The sequence below is a fragment of the Massiliimicrobium timonense genome (assembly GCF_042850985.1).
Taxonomy (GTDB): domain Bacteria; phylum Bacillota_I; class Bacilli_A; order Erysipelotrichales; family Coprobacillaceae; genus Allocoprobacillus.
The window spans coordinates 780,416-796,878 of the sequence record NZ_AP031415.1 but is presented as its reverse complement, the minus strand read 5'-3'; the positions used below and the strand labels follow the sequence as shown (position 1 = coordinate 796,878).

The window sequence follows — 16,463 nt, the reverse complement described above, 5'->3', positions numbered from 1 at the left end:
TATTTCCTCCTACTCTAAGACCATTTTCAAGAAACGTCCTGTATGACTTTTTTGACATGCTGCGACTTTTTCTGGCGTTCCTGATACTACAATTGTACCACCATTGTCGCCACCTTCCAATCCTAAATCAATAATGTGATCAGCAACTTTAATCACATCAAGATTATGTTCAATCACAATCACAGTATCACCCTGTTCAACAATACGATTTAAAACTTCAATCAGACGTGCTACATCATGACTATGTAAACCAGTCGTTGGTTCATCTAAAATATATACTGTTTTTCCTGTTGCTTTCTTTTGTAATTCACTGGCAAGCTTCACACGCTGCGCTTCACCACCGGACAATGTTGTTGCACTTTGTCCTAATTTAATATAACCCAACCCTACATCATAGATTGTTTGTAATTTAGAACGAATACGAGGTAAATTATCAAAGAAAGACAATGAATCCTCAATCGTCATTTCCAAAACATCGTAGATTGTTTTATCCTTATATGTAACTTGTAAAGTTTCTTCATTATAACGCTTACCACCACATTCCTCACATGGAACATAGACATCTGGTAAAAAGTGCATACTGATACGTTTGACCCCGTCACCTTGACAAGCTTCACAACGCCCACCTTTCACATTGAAAGAAAAACGTCCTTTATCATATCCACGCATTTTGGCTTCCGGTGTCTTCGCAAATAATTCACGAATATCATCAAAGACCCCTGTATAAGTGACTGGATTGGAACGTGGTGTACGTCCAATAGGATCTTGTGACACTTCAATCACTTTATCAACATTTTCCAGTCCTAATATTTCTCTATGTTTACCGGGCTTTTCTTTAGAATGATACAATTTGGCACGCATCGCTTTACATAAAATCTCATTAACCAATGTTGACTTTCCACTTCCTGAAACACCTGTCACACAAACAAATTTTCCTAATGGAAATTTCACATTGATATTCTTCAAATTATTTTCCTTAGCCCCTTTGACTTCTACAAATAAGCCATTTCCTTTACGACGTTTTTTAGGAACTGGAATCTTATATTCACCAGAAAGATATTTTCCAGTAATAGAATTGGGATTCTTCATCACTTCTTCTGGGGTTCCAGCAGCCACAACTTCTCCACCATGAACACCTGCTCCCGGACCAATATCAATAATATAATCAGAAGCACGCATCGTATCTTCATCATGTTCAACAACAATCACACTGTTACCTAAATCACGCATATTGCAAAGCGTTTTAATTAACTTTTCATTATCCCTCTGATGTAAACCAATTGATGGTTCATCTAAAACATAAAGAACACCTGTTAAACGTGAACCAATCTGTGTTGCTAAACGAATACGTTGCGCTTCTCCTCCAGACAAACCACCTGCTCGTCTGGATAAAGTCAAATATCCTAAACCGACATCATTTAAGAAAGTCAAGCGATCTTTGATTTCTTTGATGATTAATCTGGCAATATTTGTTTCCGTTTCATTCAGTTTTAAGTTCTGTACAAAGTCCAAAGCTTTTTCAATGGACATATCTGTAAATTCACTGATGTTTAAACCACCTACCTGAACACTTAAAACCTGTTCATTTAAACGTTTACCTTGACATGTCGGACAAGTATGTTCAGCCATAAATGACGCATACCATTCTTTAGACCATGACGATGTTGTTTCTTCATAACGTCTTTGAATCAATGTTTTCACACCTTCAATAGGTTTGGTTGTTTTAGAAACATTACCTGAACTTGATTGTAATGTATATGTAATAGGTTTATCAGAACCATATAAAATAATATCTAATTCTTTCTTACTAAAATCTTTAAGTGGTTTATCTAAATCAATATGATATTCTCGACATAAAACCAGAAATCTCTGCCATTCAATACGATCAGTTCCTACTGATGTCTTAAAATAACGAATACCACCTTGATTAATACTTAATGACCAGTCTGGAATCAATAAATCATTATCAACTTCATTTTTCACACCAATTCCTTTACAATCTGGACAAGCACCTAAAGGGTTATTAAAAGAAAATAAACGTGGTTCTAATTTAGGAACACTAAATCCACAATAAGGACAAGCCAAATGTTGAGAAAAAAGCTTTTCTGTTTTTTCATTCAAGTTTTCAACAATTACTTCTCCCCCTGTTAATTTTAATCCTGTTTCTAAAGAATCAGCCAAACGTGAACGATATCCTTCTTTTTTAATAATACGATCCACCACAACATCAATATTATGTTTTTTATTTTTATCCAAAACAATATCTTCATCTAAAAGACGCATTTCTCCATCCACTTTGACACGCAAAAATCCATCTTTAACAAGCTGTTCAAATAAATCCTTATGCGTTCCTTTTTGATTACGACACATTCTTGCCAAAACTTGTAATTTTGTGCCATCTTCATACTGATCAATGGTATCTACCATCTGCTTAATCGTCTGTGATTCAATCAAAACATGATGAGTTGGACAATAAGCATGACCAACTCTGGCATAAAGGAGTCTTAAATAATCAAAAATCTCTGTCACCGTTCCAACTGTTGAACGTGGATTGTTAGAAGTTGTTTTCTGATCAATCGCAATGGCAGGAGATAAACCATCAATACTATCGACATCCGGTTTTTCAATTCCACCTAAAAATTGTCTGGCATAGGCACTTAAAGATTCTACATAGCGTCTTTGTCCTTCGGCATAAATCGTATCAAAGGCTAAAGAGGTTTTTCCACTCCCTGATAATCCCGTCATAATTACCAATTGATCACGTGGAATTTCAACATTTATATTTTTTAAATTATTTACTCTTGCACCTTTGATAATAATTTTATCTTTGTTCATACTTTTTCAAACTCCTTAATATCTTTTCCTTACTATAACCCTGTAACTGTAAATCATAAGCTTCTTCCAGCATATCTTTAAAACATTGATGATTATGGAAACCATATTCAATCAAATCATGACCATCTATCAAAGCAGGTATCGCCTGGCACCCTAAGCGCTGTTGTTTATCCTGAATAAAAGTCCAAAAAGCATCATATTGTTCTTGGGCAACTTTTCCTCTACCTAACTTATCACAACAGCTGATATAAATCAAATCATTCATTGAAACTTTCCCATCAATTTTCTTTAATAACCTTAAATAAGATATATCTCTGGCTTGATGACGTGACATATTCATTAAATGCATATGATACATAATCATTGTTGAAATATATTGTCTTTCTTTTTTAGAAGTAATCAAAGGCACACCATGAAAAACTTGAACACCTGCTTCATTATGTAATGGCGCATGACCATCACTTGTTGTGACAAGTGGCTTACCAATATCATGTAATAAACATGCCCACATAAACCATAAAGGATGATCAGTTTTTTGCTTGACATGACTAGCTACATCAATGACTAGCATGGTATGCGTAAAGACATCACCTTCAGGATGATAATCTAAGCGTTGATGCGTTGTTGTGAGGGCTTGTAAATAAGGTGGTAAGGCCCCGATTTCTTTTAAAAACTGAAATCCAAGTGAAGGCATGTCTGTCATAAGGATTTGACAATATTCTTGATAAATTCTTTCAACAGACAAATGATCTAACATATGTTGAGAAACCATTTGTCGACAAAGCTCTTTAGTTTGGCTATCGACTTGAAATTGTAGCTTTGCGACAAAACGAGCCACTCTTAAAACACGTAATGGATCTTCAATAAAACGTGAAGCATCAACACAACGGATGATATGATGTTTGATATCATCTAAACCATGACATAAATCAATAATCTTTTTTTGTTGATAATCATACATTAAAGCATTAATCGTTAAATCACGTCTTAAAATGGCTTTTTCTATTGGTAAATTTTGATCAATCATTGTTTCAAAATCTTGATGTTTGACACCTGTTTTCTTTTCTTGACGTGGTAAAGCAAAATCATAATGAGGTAAAGTATCCAATTGAACAATCGCAAAAGACTGACCAAAAGTATTGACTTGCCCATATTTTTGTAAAATATCACAAAGTTGTTGATATGAAATATGATAAACTTCTACATCTATATCATGAAGATCCTGACATCCCAGGACATCATCACGCACTGATCCGCCTACAATATAAACTTGACCACCATGACTTATAATATCATCAAAAACAGTTTTTGCGAGAACATCTATTTTCATGATTTTTCACCTTTAAGTTCTAAAATAATATCTCTTAATTCCATTGCACGTTCAAAGTCAAGAACTTTCGCCGCTTCTTTCATTTCTTTTTCTAAATCATCAATCAATTTCTTTTTCGCCTGTTTTGTCGCTTTCTTACCTTTTTGAAGCAACGATGAAGCTTCCTCCATTGTTTCCTTTCCTTGAATCAAATCATGAATTTCCTTATGAATTGTTTGTGGAATAATATGATGTTCCTTATTATAAGCTTCTTGAATCTGACGACGACGATTGGTTTCATCAATTGCTTTTTGCATAGATTCTGTTATATGATCTCCATACATAATAACCTTTCCATTCGCATTTCTAGCCGCACGACCAATCGTCTGAATCAAAGAACGTTCACTTCTTAAAAAACCTTCTTTATCAGCATCCAAAATACAGACAAGTGAAACTTCTGGCAAATCTAAACCTTCTCTTAATAAGTTGATACCTACTAAAACATCATATTTACCAAGTCTTAAATCTCTTAGAATTTCCGTTCTTTCTAAAGTCTTCGTATCTGAATGTAAATAAGCCACCTTTAACCCTACTTCTTTTAAATAGGCACTTAAATCCTCAGCCATACGTTTTGTCAGTGTTGTAATAAGCACACGTTCATTTTTTTCAATACGTTCATGAATTTCATCAATCAAATCATCAATCTGATTTTTTGTTGGACGAACATCAATAATTGGATCTAATAATCCTGTTGGTCGAATAATCTGTTCAGCATATTCTCCATGAGTTTTTTCTAATTCATAATCACCCGGTGTTGCTGAAACATAGATGACTTGATGAATAATATCTTCAAATTCTTCAAAGCGCAATGGTCGATTATCCAAAGCACTTGGTAAACGAAAACCATATTCAACCAACGTTTCTTTTCGACTGCGATCCCCATTAAACATCCCTCTCACCTGTGGTAACATCACATGACTCTCATCAATAATCATCAAGAAATCATCTGGAAAATAATCAATCAGTGTATAAGGTCGCTGTCCTGCCAGACGTCCATCAATATGACGAGAATAGTTTTCAATACCGGGACACATTCCTACTTCTCTTAACATCTCAATATCATGTCTGGTACGTTGATCAAGACGTTCATATTCCAAAGGTTTCATCGCATCTTTAAAATATTGTAGACGCTCCTTTAATTCCTCTGAAATCGTGTCACAGGCGCGTAACATCTGTTCTTTTTTCGTCACATAACCATATGCTGGATAAATCGTATATGTTTTATAACGTCCTAAAACCTTTCCTGTTAAAGGATCAACCTCACTGATTCCTTCTACTTCATCCCCAAACAGTTCAATACGAATCAACCAGCTTTCTGTATGTCCGGGTACAATTTCAATAACATCTCCACGTACTCTGAAAGTTCCTTTAGACTGTTCAATATCATTTCTTTGATATTGACGATCAACAAGATAAGTCAACAGTTCACGACGATCAATCTCTTGTCCTACACGTAAAGAAAAAATCATTTCACGATATTGTTCTGGATTTCCCAATCCATAAATTGAAGCCACTGAAGCCACAACAATGGTATCCCTTCTTTCTAACAAAGAATTCATTGCTGCGGAACGTAACATTTCAATTTCATAATTTGTCTTTGCATTTTTATCAATATAAGTATCACTTTTAGGAATATAAGCCTCTGGCTGATAAAAATCGAAATTAGAAACAAAATACTCTACACGATTTTCCGGAAAAAACTCTTTCAATTCCGAATACAGCTGCCCTGCCAAAGTTTTATTATGAGCCAGAACCAGTGTCGGTTTATTCACCTGTGCAATCACATTAGAAACGGTAAAAGTTTTTCCCGTTCCTGTTCCCCCTAATAAAACCTGTTCTTTTTTACCAGCTCGTATACCTTCGACAAGTTGCTTAATAGCTGTAGGCTGATCTCCCATTGGAGAGTACTGCGAAACCAATTTAAATTTTTCCATTCTTATCACCTCCTATTGAATCAATTGATTCATTTTTTGTAAATAAGCATCCTCTTTTTCTTGATATAAATGATAAGTTAAAGCACTCAATAAAATAAATCGGTCATTGGTAGAATACACACCATCCTGTGTTAAATGATAATCTTTTTCAAATGCCTGTAAGGCTTTTGTTGTTTGTTTTGAAAAATATCCATCCTGCCGTTCTACAGGATACCCTAATGCTTTCAACATTTCTTGCATATATTGAATATTATCATCAACATCATCATATTGATAAGATGTTGTCATTTCACCAAAATGAAAATCTTGAATACTTGTTGTACTAACCTCATAATCCGGTTTTAACCCTGTTCCATTAATCCATGTCCCATGTGGTGTCAACCATTTTTCATGAGTATATTTTAAAACTGCTGATTGAGAGAGAGTCACCTGTGTTTGCGCAACCCCTTTTCCATAAGTTGTTTCCCCAACCAGAAGATAACCCAAGTTTTCCTTTAATCCAGCACTCAATACTTCTGAAGCACTTGCTGTTTGATCATTGACAAATATATAACCCTGTTCAAAAACATATTTTTCCCGACTTGTCGCTTTATATTCTTTACTCTCTCCATCCTTATCTTCCAAAGAGAAAAGAATCTGCCCTTTAGGTATAAACAAGTCTAAAATTTCTTGTGCCGCATTTAAATAACCACCACTATTATCTCTTAAATCAATAATGATTTTTTCAACATTCTGTGCCTTCATCTCCTGCAAAATCTTTTCTATATTTTCACTTATATTCTCACCAAAAGTCACAATACGCAAATAACCAACTGATTGATGATTGATTGTCATAATGGAAGAAGCAACAGAAGTATCCACATTTTGGCGAACTGCTGTCACTTCATGAATTTTTCCATTTCTCAACAAACGTAACTTGACTTGACTCTGCTTTTCCCCTTGAATCATTTCTTTGACTTTATCAGAACTATATCCTGCAATAGATGTTCCTTCAATATGAGTGATGATATCACCACTTAAAATTCCTGCTTTTTTAGCAGGTGTATCTTGATAAACATCTAAAACAATAGCCCCATCATCAACCATTGTAAAAGTAATACCAATACCTTCAAATGTCCCATTAATAGATGCATTTAAAGATTGTGATTGTTCTAATGATAAATAAGAAGAATAAGGATCTCCTAAAGCTAAAACCATACCACTTAGCATACGTTCCTGCAAACTCATTTTGGAATCACTGGTATCCAAAAAATCACTTTCAATAATTTGAGCAATTTCATTATAAATATCACTCTCATCGTGATGATAACTCATTTGAAAGCCATGTATAAAATAGCCAGCAACTCCACCTATCATTAAACATATGATACACATAAGAACACATATAGGTCCTTTTTTTAATCTTGTTTTCTTTTTTTGATCATACTCAAACTGAAAATCATCCATATTTCCACCTCATTTTCTTATTCTACCATAGATTCATCATTTTTTTAACTCACAAGCCACTATTTTCTTGAAACAAAGAAAAGCAATCCTAAGACTGCTTCTTTAAAAAATTTTGAATACATTGTTGTGTTTCATCACTAATAATATGTTCAATACGACAAGCATCATCTTCAGCTTGTTTATCGCTTACACCAATAGAAATCAAAAAAGCCGTTAAAATCTGATGACGATTATATACTTTTTCTGCAATACGACGTCCTTCATCAGTAAAATCAATATATCCCTTATCATCTACAACAATCAATTGAGATTCTTTTAAAAGTTTGATTGCACGTGATACGCTTGGTTTAGAAAAATCCATGGTATGTGCAATATCAATAGAACGGACATATTCATTTTGTTTCTTTAAAATTAAAATCGTTTCTAAATACATTTCACCTGATTCATGCAAGTCCATTTTTGTCACCTCATATCAATTTATATCATTATAGCACAACTCATCAGCCTAATGCTACATCTAATATCATCATGATAACAAAACCAATCGCAAAGCCAATTGTCGCAATATTTGAATGTGTACCTTGTGAACCTTCAGGAATCAGCTCTTCTACAACGACATATGCCATTGCGCCAGCGGAAAAAGATAACAGATAAGGCAAGATCGGCACAAAAAACTGTGACAGGACAATCGTTAATATAGCGCCCATAGGTTCAACAATACCTGATAAAGTACCATACATAAAGGCTTTTCCTTTAGACACTCCTTCACTTTTTAACGGCATAGAAATAATAGCCCCTTCTGGAAAATTCTGTATCGCAATACCCAATGATAAGGCAATTGCTCCAGCAATAGAAACATCACTATTTCCCATCAAGGCTCCTGCAAAAACAACTCCAACTGCCATCCCTTCAGGAAAATTATGCATTGTGACTGCTAAAATTAACATTGTTGTACGTTGCAAGTGAGATTTCTTTCCTTCTACCTGATGATCCAAATGCATATGTGGAATAGTACGATCTAAAAATAATAGAAAGAAAATTCCCAATAAAAAACCAACTGCCGCAGGTATAAAAGATAATTTTCCTAAACTTGCTGACATATCTAAAGCTGGAATCAAAAGTGACCAGACTGAAGCAGCAATCATCACTCCAGAAGCAAATCCCAGCAGAACTTTTTGAACACGATTATCCATTTTTTGTTTCATAAAGAAAACACAGGCCGCACCTAATGTTGTCCCAATAAATGGGATCATAATACCAATCAAAACAGATGTATTCATGTTTTAACACCTCTTTTCTTTAGGCATTATCTTACTATATATCATTTTATCTTTCAAAATATATGATAAAAAATATCTGACATACATTTGTTAAAAGACTCAAATCATCTTTTGACATAAAAAAATCTTGGGAATACAATGTACTCCCAAGAAGTTTCTAAATTATTTAGTTAATTCAGCGAAATATTTAATAGTTCTAACCATGTTAGAAGTATAAGAATTTTCGTTGTCATACCAAGCAACAGTTTGAACTTCAGTAGTTCCGTTATCTAATGCTTTAACCATAGTTTGAGTTGCATCAAATAATGAACCATAAGTCATTCCAATAATATCTGAAGATACTAATGGTTCTTCAGTGTATCCAAATGATGGAGTTACAGCTGCTTTCATAGCTTCGTTAACTTGTTCTACAGTAACTTCACCTTCAACAACTGAAGTTAAGATAGTTGTAGATCCTGTAGGAACAGGTACACGTTGAGCAGAACCGATTAATTTTCCATTTAATTCAGGGATAACTAAACCGATAGCTTTAGCAGCTCCAGTTGAGTTAGGCACGATATTGACTGCAGCAGCACGTGCTCTTCTTAAGTCACCTTTTCTATGAGGTCCATCTAATACCATTTGGTCACCAGTATAAGCATGTACTGTTAACATGATACCAGATTTGATTGGTGCTAATTTGTTTAATGCGTTAGCCATAGGTGCTAAACAGTTAGTTGTACAAGATGCAGCTGAAATGATTGTATCATCAGCAGTTAATGTTCCTTCGTTTACACCAAATACAACAGTTGGTAAATCATTTCCAGCTGGTGCAGAAATAACAACTTTTTTAGCTCCTGCATCAATATGAGCTTGAGATTTAGCTTTAGAAGTATAGAAACCTGTACATTCTAATACTACATCTACTCCTAATTCTCCCCAAGGTAATTTAGAAGCATCTGCTTCTTTGTAGATTTCGATTTCTTTTCCATCTACTACGATTGAAGATTCTTTAGCTTCTACTGTATCAGCTAAAGCATATTTACCTTGAGCTGAATCATATTTTAATAAATGTGCTAACATTTTAGGATCTGTTAAGTCGTTGATTGCAACTACTTCATATCCTTCAGCTCCAAACATTTGTCTGAATGCTAGACGTCCAATACGTCCAAAACCGTTAATTGCTACTTTTACTGCCATTTTTATGACATCCTCCTTACTAATAATTTATGTCTATATTATAGTCCACAAACCCAAATAAATCAATAAAAGTTGTACGCTTTATATAAATTTTTTCACAAGAGCGAAAATCTTTTCTTGTTTTTTAACTTTGCTTAACTCAATATTAACACAAGAAAAAATCAATTTTCTATGAATAATCCAACACAAATTTCTCTATAATGAATTATGGAGGTAACTTTATGCATTTTATACCCACAGTGATATTAAAAAAGAATTCTAAGGAGTATGCCTATGATATTTTTTCCAGATTGCTGGAAGATCGTATTATTATGCTTTGCGGTGAAATCAATGATGAAATGGCCAGTTCTATTGTTAGTCAGCTGTTATATTTAGAATCCCTTGATCAACAGGCTGATATTGATATGTATATTCATTCACCAGGTGGTAGTGTATCAGCTGGATTAGCCATTTTTGATACAATGAACTTTATCAAATGTGATGTATCAACAATTAGTATTGGTTTAGCAGCAAGTATGGGTGCTTTTTTATTAGCAGCTGGAAAAAAAGGAAAACGTTATGCTTTAGAAAATAGTGAAATCATGATTCATCAACCACTAGGTGGAGCACAAGGTCAAGCCAGTGATATAGAAATTTCTACACGTCATATCTTAAAACAAAAAGACAAATTAAACCGTCTGCTATCGCAAATGACATCTCAATCCTTACGTCGTATCAAAAAAGATACTGATCGTGATTATTTCATGAATGCTTATGATGCTTTAGAATACGGTTTGATTGATGAAGTTTTAAAAAACAATCAAAGTGAAACACTTTGATTGTTTTTTAATAGAATAGATAAATATCCTTCTCCCATATGCATTTGTTGAATAGGTAAAGCTATTTGATATTGAATTTGATTGTCTTGAAAGATTATATGTGAATCTTTCAAAAATGATTTCAAAAAACTTATAATTGGAAATTGTAAAAACAGGTATTCTATTTTGCCATGAATATTTTTAAAAATAAAACTTTGATTTTCATATTGTATTTGAAAATCACAAACAACATCTACATGATATTGATTATACAATAGAACAGCATTCATCAATAGTTTTTCATCAGCTAATTTGATATGCATTTCCTGCATCACAATATCATATTTTTTAAAAACATCTTTTAAAACAAACGATAACCCTGTTTGTACTTCTTCTTCATTTAAAATCACTTTATCACCCCTACATACTATGCAGGGAATTAAAAAATATGTGTTGCATCTAAAACAGGATACTGACCAAAAAGATCAAAAGCTTGAAAATATTGATTTTCAAGTGGTATCCACTTATTGATAAACATCTCTATTTTTTCTGGATTTCGCTTTAACAAACGTTCTTTTTGTGTATCGGCTGATATTTTTAACACAACTGCATGAGTATAATAAGATTGCAGACTGGGATGCAAAGCATAGCTACCCTCAACAATACAAAAAGGGCAATAAGATTTATGTTCACTCTTTTTCAAAGTCATCGCTTGACAATCAAAGGGCTGATAATCAACATCCTGCTGACAAGAAAGAGGCTTTAAAACAGTTTCTAAAAAACGCTCATAATGAACATTTCCGCCCGATTGCTGTAATCTTTCAGGTGTACGCATTTCTAATGGCAAAAAGAAATCATCCATATGAAAAACTTGCGCATGAAATTTCTGTGCCAAATGATGAGCTAAAGTTGTTTTCCCACTTCCACTCATGCCATCAATAGCTAGTAGAAATGACGATTGTTGAGATAAATCATGAATAAGTTCTTCTAATATCATTAAATATCCTCCTGTTGATTTTGAGCTTTAACTAATATAAAAGTAGAGAATAAAACAAGAATACAACCAATAATCTTTAATAATGTTAAACTTTCATTCAACCAGACAACCCCCACAACAATGCTTGTGATAGGTTCTAATGTCGATAAAATAGCTGTCAAAGAAGCCCCTAAACAATAAATACCTTTTTGAAGTAAAACAACACCAACTAAAGATGTTAAAACTGCCACAACTCCCGAAAGAATATACGCTTGGATGGGTAATATTGTTATACGTCCAAGTAAGAAAGCCAAAATAAAAATAACAATGGAATTCATCAAAACAAGATAAAAATTAAAAACATACGGACTCATATAACGAATCGAAGAATGGTCCATTCCTACCATATAGTATGCAAAAAAGACACCGGATAAAATTGCTAATAAAGCGCCCATCAAGGATGATGAAGATGAGTCCATAAAACAAAAGATTCCAATAATAGCTAAGACCAGACAACATAATTGTTGTTTATTTAATTTTTGATGATACAAAACAAAATTCATACAAACAACAAAAAGTGGATATAAAAAATGTAAAACTGTAGCACTTCCTACACCAATATATTCATAAGAAGAATATAACATCACAATTGTTAATGTATTACCAAAAAAACCTACTTTAAAAACATCCAGCCATTGTGATTTGTTCAATCGAAAAGATTGCCCTTGATAAATAACAATAATGAAAAAAAGTGGCAATACAAAAAGATGTCTTAAAAAAGCCAGTTGAACACCATTATTACCCATTGCATAAGTTAATTTTCCAACTGCTGGTGTGATGCCAAATAAAATCGTCGCAATCATTGTAAAGATGATTCCTTTTTGTTTAGTATTCATTAAATAACTCCTTTATTTTGTCTAAATCATGAGTATATGTGAGAGCTAACATCAATAAGACTCTCGCTTTTTGTGGTGTTAATGTATTACCTGGAATACAAAGATGATGGGGATCAAAAACTTCATCATCAAAAACAATTCCTTGTGAAACTCGTGAACAACGTACAAATATAATACCTTGCTTTGATAAGTCCTCAATAGCATGTAACCAGTCTTGACTGTAATTTCCACTTCCTGAACCCGTTAAAATGATTCCCTGATGATTCAAAGCCAAAGAATAAAGAATTTCATGACTTGCTCCAGCATAAAAGTAAGCAATTCCTACTGCTGGTAAATCATGATAATCAAATGATGAGAATAAGGAATGTATGGTGTGCTTTTTAAATGTTTTAGAAAAGAAATGAACCTCATGATCTTGCATATAGCCTAAACATCCGAAAGCTTTTTGTTCAAAAGCATCGACTTTATAGTTATTCACCTTTTGGATATCTCTACCAGAAAATATTGTACTTGAAAAAAGTCCCATAACACCTTGATTTCTTGCTTCATCATGAGCAGCCAGACAAACAGCCTGATATAAATTATAAGGTCCATCTGCACTAGTCGCTGTAGCTGGTCGCATCGCCCCTGTAACAACAACAGGTTTAGATGTATGTAAAGTTAAGGTTAAAAAATAAGCCGTTTCATCTAAAGTATCTGTTCCATGAGTGACAACGATACCATCAATATCATCTTGTCTTACAAGTTCATTAATTTTTTGAGATAAAACAAGCCATCGCTGTGGTGTCATTTCATTACTATCAACATTCATTAACTGATATTCTTTAATATGTGCAACTTGATTCAACATGGGAATGGATTGAATAATTTCATTGACATCCATTTCACCTGCATGATAGGCAACAGCTTTTCCTATCTGTCCCCTACCAGCAATTGTTCCTCCTGTTGCTACAATTGCAATTGTTTTCATATTTCCTTCACCCATTGCACATTTTAGCATTTTCTTTTTCATGAAACAACAAAAAAAGCCACCAAACGTGGCTATTCAATCTCCTTAAGTAAATAACTTTGATCTAACAGAGGTTTAAAACTTAAACATGTTTTTTGACTTGTTTTTTGTGAAATCTCTGATAACAAAATAGGAGTATACTCATCATTTAAGACAGTATGAGGATTATCTTTGATTAAATGTAAAATAATCTTTAAATCACCATCTTCAATCACAATATCATGACGATGACAAAGATTCTTTAAAATCTTTAAAGTCATCTGTTGTAGACGATGGTTCAAGCGATAAAAATTCATCATAAGCATTCCTCCTTTTGACGTATATTACAAAATTCTTATATACTTTTCTTATTTAAATATATTATAATAGATTTAAAATATGTATACAATGTACACATATTCATGATTTATACAATATTAGACACATTGGTTCAAACTGTCCAATATTGAAGGAGGGGATTTGAATGAGAACTGAATATCGTAACGCAACACGTTCAAAATTATTAATAAAAAAAGCTTTTATTGATCTTTTAAAAGAAAAACCTGCCAGCAAAGTGACAGTCACTGATATTGTTCATGAAGCCAATATTAGTCGTGGGACATTCTATGCCCATTATTTAGATACAAAGGATTTACTAGAGAGTTTTCAACGTGAATTCATTGAACAGATTTTATATTTTACACGTAAAAATCATAAGCTGACATTAGTTGAACAGCTCAATACATTATTAATGAAAATTTTAGATATTTTAAAGAATGACTATGAAACATACTGTATTTTATCTAATCAGGATTTTACATTTGAATTTTATAATGAAATTAGAGATGCAATGATTCAAGAATTACAACAGGAGTTTTCTCTTTCTCCAGAAACCAAAAGAAGACTTCATATATTCATTGGTGGCTTTATGATGTTATTAAGGGAATGGCTGCAAAAAGGGAATTTTGAATCTATGGATGAGTATGCACAAACATTGTCTACATTGATTACAGAGAATTTGTAGGAGTTTTTTTATGAATAATCAATTAACACAGGGTTCTATTACAAAATCATTAATTTTATTTTCTATTCCTATGATTATAGGAAATTTATTACAACAGTTCTATAATGTTGCTGATACATTTATTGTAGGACAATTTTTAGGTTCTGATGCTTTAGCCGCTGTTGGATCTTCTTTTACTTTAATGACTTTTTTAACATCTATTATTTTAGGATTATGTATGGGAAGTGGTATTTTATTTTCAATGTACTATGGTGGTCAACAAATAGATAAAATGAAAACATCTTTTTTTATTTCTTTTATTGGTATTGCTGTGTTTTCTATTTTATTAGAAATACTTTGTCTACTTTGTATCCACCCTATTCTTCATTTCATGAATATTCCTCAGGATATTTATCAACAAAGCTATGATTATCTTTTTATTATTTTTATTGGTTTCTTTTTTACTTTTCTTTATAACTATTTTGCATCTTTATTAAGAGCTTTAGGTAATTCAAGAGTTCCTCTTTATTTTCTTGCTGTGGCAACTTTAATTAATATCTTTTTAGATGTTTATTTGATTGTATCATTTCATATGGGTGTTGGTGGTGCAGCTCTGGCAACCATCATTGCTCAAGGTGTCAGTGGCTTTGGTATTATGATTTATGTTTTTATAAAACAAAAAGATCTTTTACCAGCACGTCAGCATTGTTATTTTGACTATGATATTTTTATGAAAATTAAAGATTACTCTCTCCTCACATGTATTCAACAATCTGTTATGAATTTTGGTATTTTAATGATTCAGGGATTAGTCAATAGTTTTGGTGTCATCACTATGTCTGCTTTTGCTGCAGCTGTAAAAATTGACTCTTTTGCATATATGCCTGTACAAGATTTTGGTAATGCTTTTTCTACTTTTATCGCTCAAAATCAAGGTGCTCATCAACAACAACGTATTCAAAAAGGATTAAAATCCGCTGTTATTATTTCGGGAATTTTTTGTTTGTTGATTTCATTGATTGTCTATATATTTGCTCCCACATTGATGCTTATTTTTATTCATCCAGAAGAAGTAGAAATTATCCGTCAAGGTGTACAATATTTGCAAATTGAAGGTATGTGTTATTTAGGTATTGGATGTTTATTTTTACTTTATGGTTATTATCGTGGGATTGGAAAACCGGGTATTTCTGTTGTTTTGACAATTGCTTCTTTAGGAACACGTGTTGTTTTAGCTTATGCTTTTGCGCCAATATGGGGAACGGTAGCAATTTGGTGGGCTATCCCTATTGGCTGGTTCTTAGCTGATGCTATTGGCATTATTTATGGTATAAAAAAAGAAAATTGGTTAGAGAATCAGCAACAATAAAGAAAGGATTTTTTAAACCCTTTCTTTATTGTTTTTATAGCATGTTATAAGCAACTTAAAGACATCTTGTTCATTATGTATTTGATGAATATGCATACCTATAATCTGCAACACGCGTTCATCACATTGTTGAATACGTTTTTTGATTTCTGGTGTCAACTGTCCAAGTACATTTTGCAGTAAATGAAGAATCAACATCTGTTGTCCTTCTCTACGTCCTGTTTTAATTCCTTCTTCTTTCCCCTTTTTTCTACCATCTTCCATTCCTATATGAATGGCATCTTTCCATAATGAATACATTTCCATTTTTCATCTTCCTTTTAACAACTCATTATCCAAAATACCCCATCTTCTTGCAAGTAAAGAATACTTAAACATCATTTCCTTTATC

At 33.0% G+C, this 16,463-nt stretch carries 16 protein-coding genes; 3 read left to right on the top strand and 13 right to left on the bottom strand.

Annotation, left to right across the window (positions count from 1 at the left end; genetic code table 11):
- Window positions 1–9 precede the first annotated feature (9 nt).
- From uvrA to gap, 7 genes are all read right to left on the bottom strand, one after another.
- Window positions 10–2,835: an excinuclease ABC subunit UvrA gene (gene uvrA / locus ACGHJ8_RS04095; RefSeq protein WP_390541839.1), complete on the bottom strand. Its 2,826-nt coding sequence runs from the start codon at window positions 2,833–2,835 to the stop codon at window positions 10–12.
- Complete coding sequence (locus tag ACGHJ8_RS04090) at window positions 2,822–4,165, bottom strand: CCA tRNA nucleotidyltransferase (protein WP_390541837.1); 1,344 nt, start codon at window positions 4,163–4,165, stop codon at window positions 2,822–2,824. The genes uvrA and ACGHJ8_RS04090 overlap by 14 nt, the downstream gene beginning before the upstream one ends.
- Entirely contained in the window at window positions 4,162–6,138 is a 1,977-nt protein-coding gene (gene uvrB, locus ACGHJ8_RS04085; protein WP_087358135.1) for an excinuclease ABC subunit UvrB, read from the bottom strand. The genes ACGHJ8_RS04090 and uvrB overlap by 4 nt, the downstream gene beginning before the upstream one ends.
- A gap of 12 nt (window positions 6,139–6,150) precedes the next feature.
- Window positions 6,151–7,584, bottom strand: coding sequence for a S41 family peptidase (locus ACGHJ8_RS04080; RefSeq protein WP_211965305.1), 1,434 nt, complete (start codon window positions 7,582–7,584; stop codon window positions 6,151–6,153).
- Window positions 7,585–7,672: 88 nt separating this feature from the next.
- Window positions 7,673–8,041 carry a metal-dependent transcriptional regulator gene (locus tag ACGHJ8_RS04075; protein WP_390541834.1) on the bottom strand — a complete coding sequence of 123 codons (369 nt, stop codon included), beginning with the start codon at window positions 8,039–8,041 and terminating at the stop codon, window positions 7,673–7,675.
- Window positions 8,042–8,084: 43 nt separating this feature from the next.
- On the bottom strand, window positions 8,085–8,864 hold the full coding sequence (locus ACGHJ8_RS04070; protein ID WP_087358132.1) for a ZIP family metal transporter: 780 nt from the start codon (window positions 8,862–8,864) through the stop codon (window positions 8,085–8,087).
- 162 nt (window positions 8,865–9,026) lie between these two features.
- Window positions 9,027–10,043, bottom strand: coding sequence for a type I glyceraldehyde-3-phosphate dehydrogenase (gene gap, locus ACGHJ8_RS04065; protein WP_087358131.1), 1,017 nt, complete (start codon window positions 10,041–10,043; stop codon window positions 9,027–9,029).
- A gap of 221 nt (window positions 10,044–10,264) precedes the next feature.
- Here gap and ACGHJ8_RS04060 point away from each other — a divergent pair, with 221 nt between their 5' ends.
- Window positions 10,265–10,861 (top strand): ATP-dependent Clp protease proteolytic subunit, encoded by a 597-nt coding sequence (locus ACGHJ8_RS04060; protein ID WP_087358130.1) that lies wholly within the window; start codon window positions 10,265–10,267, stop codon window positions 10,859–10,861.
- Here the strand turns inward: ACGHJ8_RS04060 and ACGHJ8_RS04055 are convergent.
- The 5 genes from ACGHJ8_RS04055 to ACGHJ8_RS04035 form a co-directional block, all read right to left on the bottom strand.
- Complete coding sequence (locus ACGHJ8_RS04055) at window positions 10,843–11,250, bottom strand: hypothetical protein (RefSeq protein WP_087358129.1); 408 nt, start codon at window positions 11,248–11,250, stop codon at window positions 10,843–10,845. The two genes, ACGHJ8_RS04060 and ACGHJ8_RS04055, sit on opposite strands and share 19 nt — an antisense overlap.
- Window positions 11,251–11,279: 29 nt before the next feature.
- Entirely contained in the window at window positions 11,280–11,837 is a 558-nt protein-coding gene (locus ACGHJ8_RS04050) for a uridine kinase (protein WP_390541831.1), read from the bottom strand.
- A complete protein-coding gene (locus ACGHJ8_RS04045; RefSeq protein ID WP_390541829.1) occupies window positions 11,837–12,712 on the bottom strand; it encodes a DMT family transporter in 876 nt (291 codons plus the stop codon). Before ACGHJ8_RS04045 ends, ACGHJ8_RS04050 begins: the two co-directional genes overlap by 1 nt.
- Window positions 12,702–13,682, bottom strand: coding sequence for an asparaginase (locus ACGHJ8_RS04040; RefSeq protein WP_087358175.1), 981 nt, complete (start codon window positions 13,680–13,682; stop codon window positions 12,702–12,704). Before ACGHJ8_RS04040 ends, ACGHJ8_RS04045 begins: the two co-directional genes overlap by 11 nt.
- Window positions 13,683–13,753: 71 nt before the next feature.
- Window positions 13,754–14,020 (bottom strand): DUF2624 family protein, encoded by a 267-nt coding sequence (locus ACGHJ8_RS04035; protein ID WP_087358126.1) that lies wholly within the window; start codon window positions 14,018–14,020, stop codon window positions 13,754–13,756.
- Window positions 14,021–14,184: 164 nt separating this feature from the next.
- Here ACGHJ8_RS04035 and ACGHJ8_RS04030 point away from each other — a divergent pair, with 164 nt between their 5' ends.
- Window positions 14,185–14,724 (top strand): TetR/AcrR family transcriptional regulator, encoded by a 540-nt coding sequence (locus ACGHJ8_RS04030; RefSeq protein ID WP_390541826.1) that lies wholly within the window; start codon window positions 14,185–14,187, stop codon window positions 14,722–14,724.
- Between the two features lie 10 nt (window positions 14,725–14,734).
- Window positions 14,735–16,072: an MATE family efflux transporter gene (locus tag ACGHJ8_RS04025; RefSeq protein WP_390541824.1), complete on the top strand. Its 1,338-nt coding sequence runs from the start codon at window positions 14,735–14,737 to the stop codon at window positions 16,070–16,072.
- A 12-nt stretch (window positions 16,073–16,084) separates the two neighbouring features.
- On the opposite strand, the gene ACGHJ8_RS04020 is transcribed toward ACGHJ8_RS04025, so the two are convergent.
- Entirely contained in the window at window positions 16,085–16,378 is a 294-nt protein-coding gene (locus ACGHJ8_RS04020; protein ID WP_390541822.1) for a DUF4351 domain-containing protein, read from the bottom strand.
- Window positions 16,379–16,463: the final 85 nt, after the last annotated feature.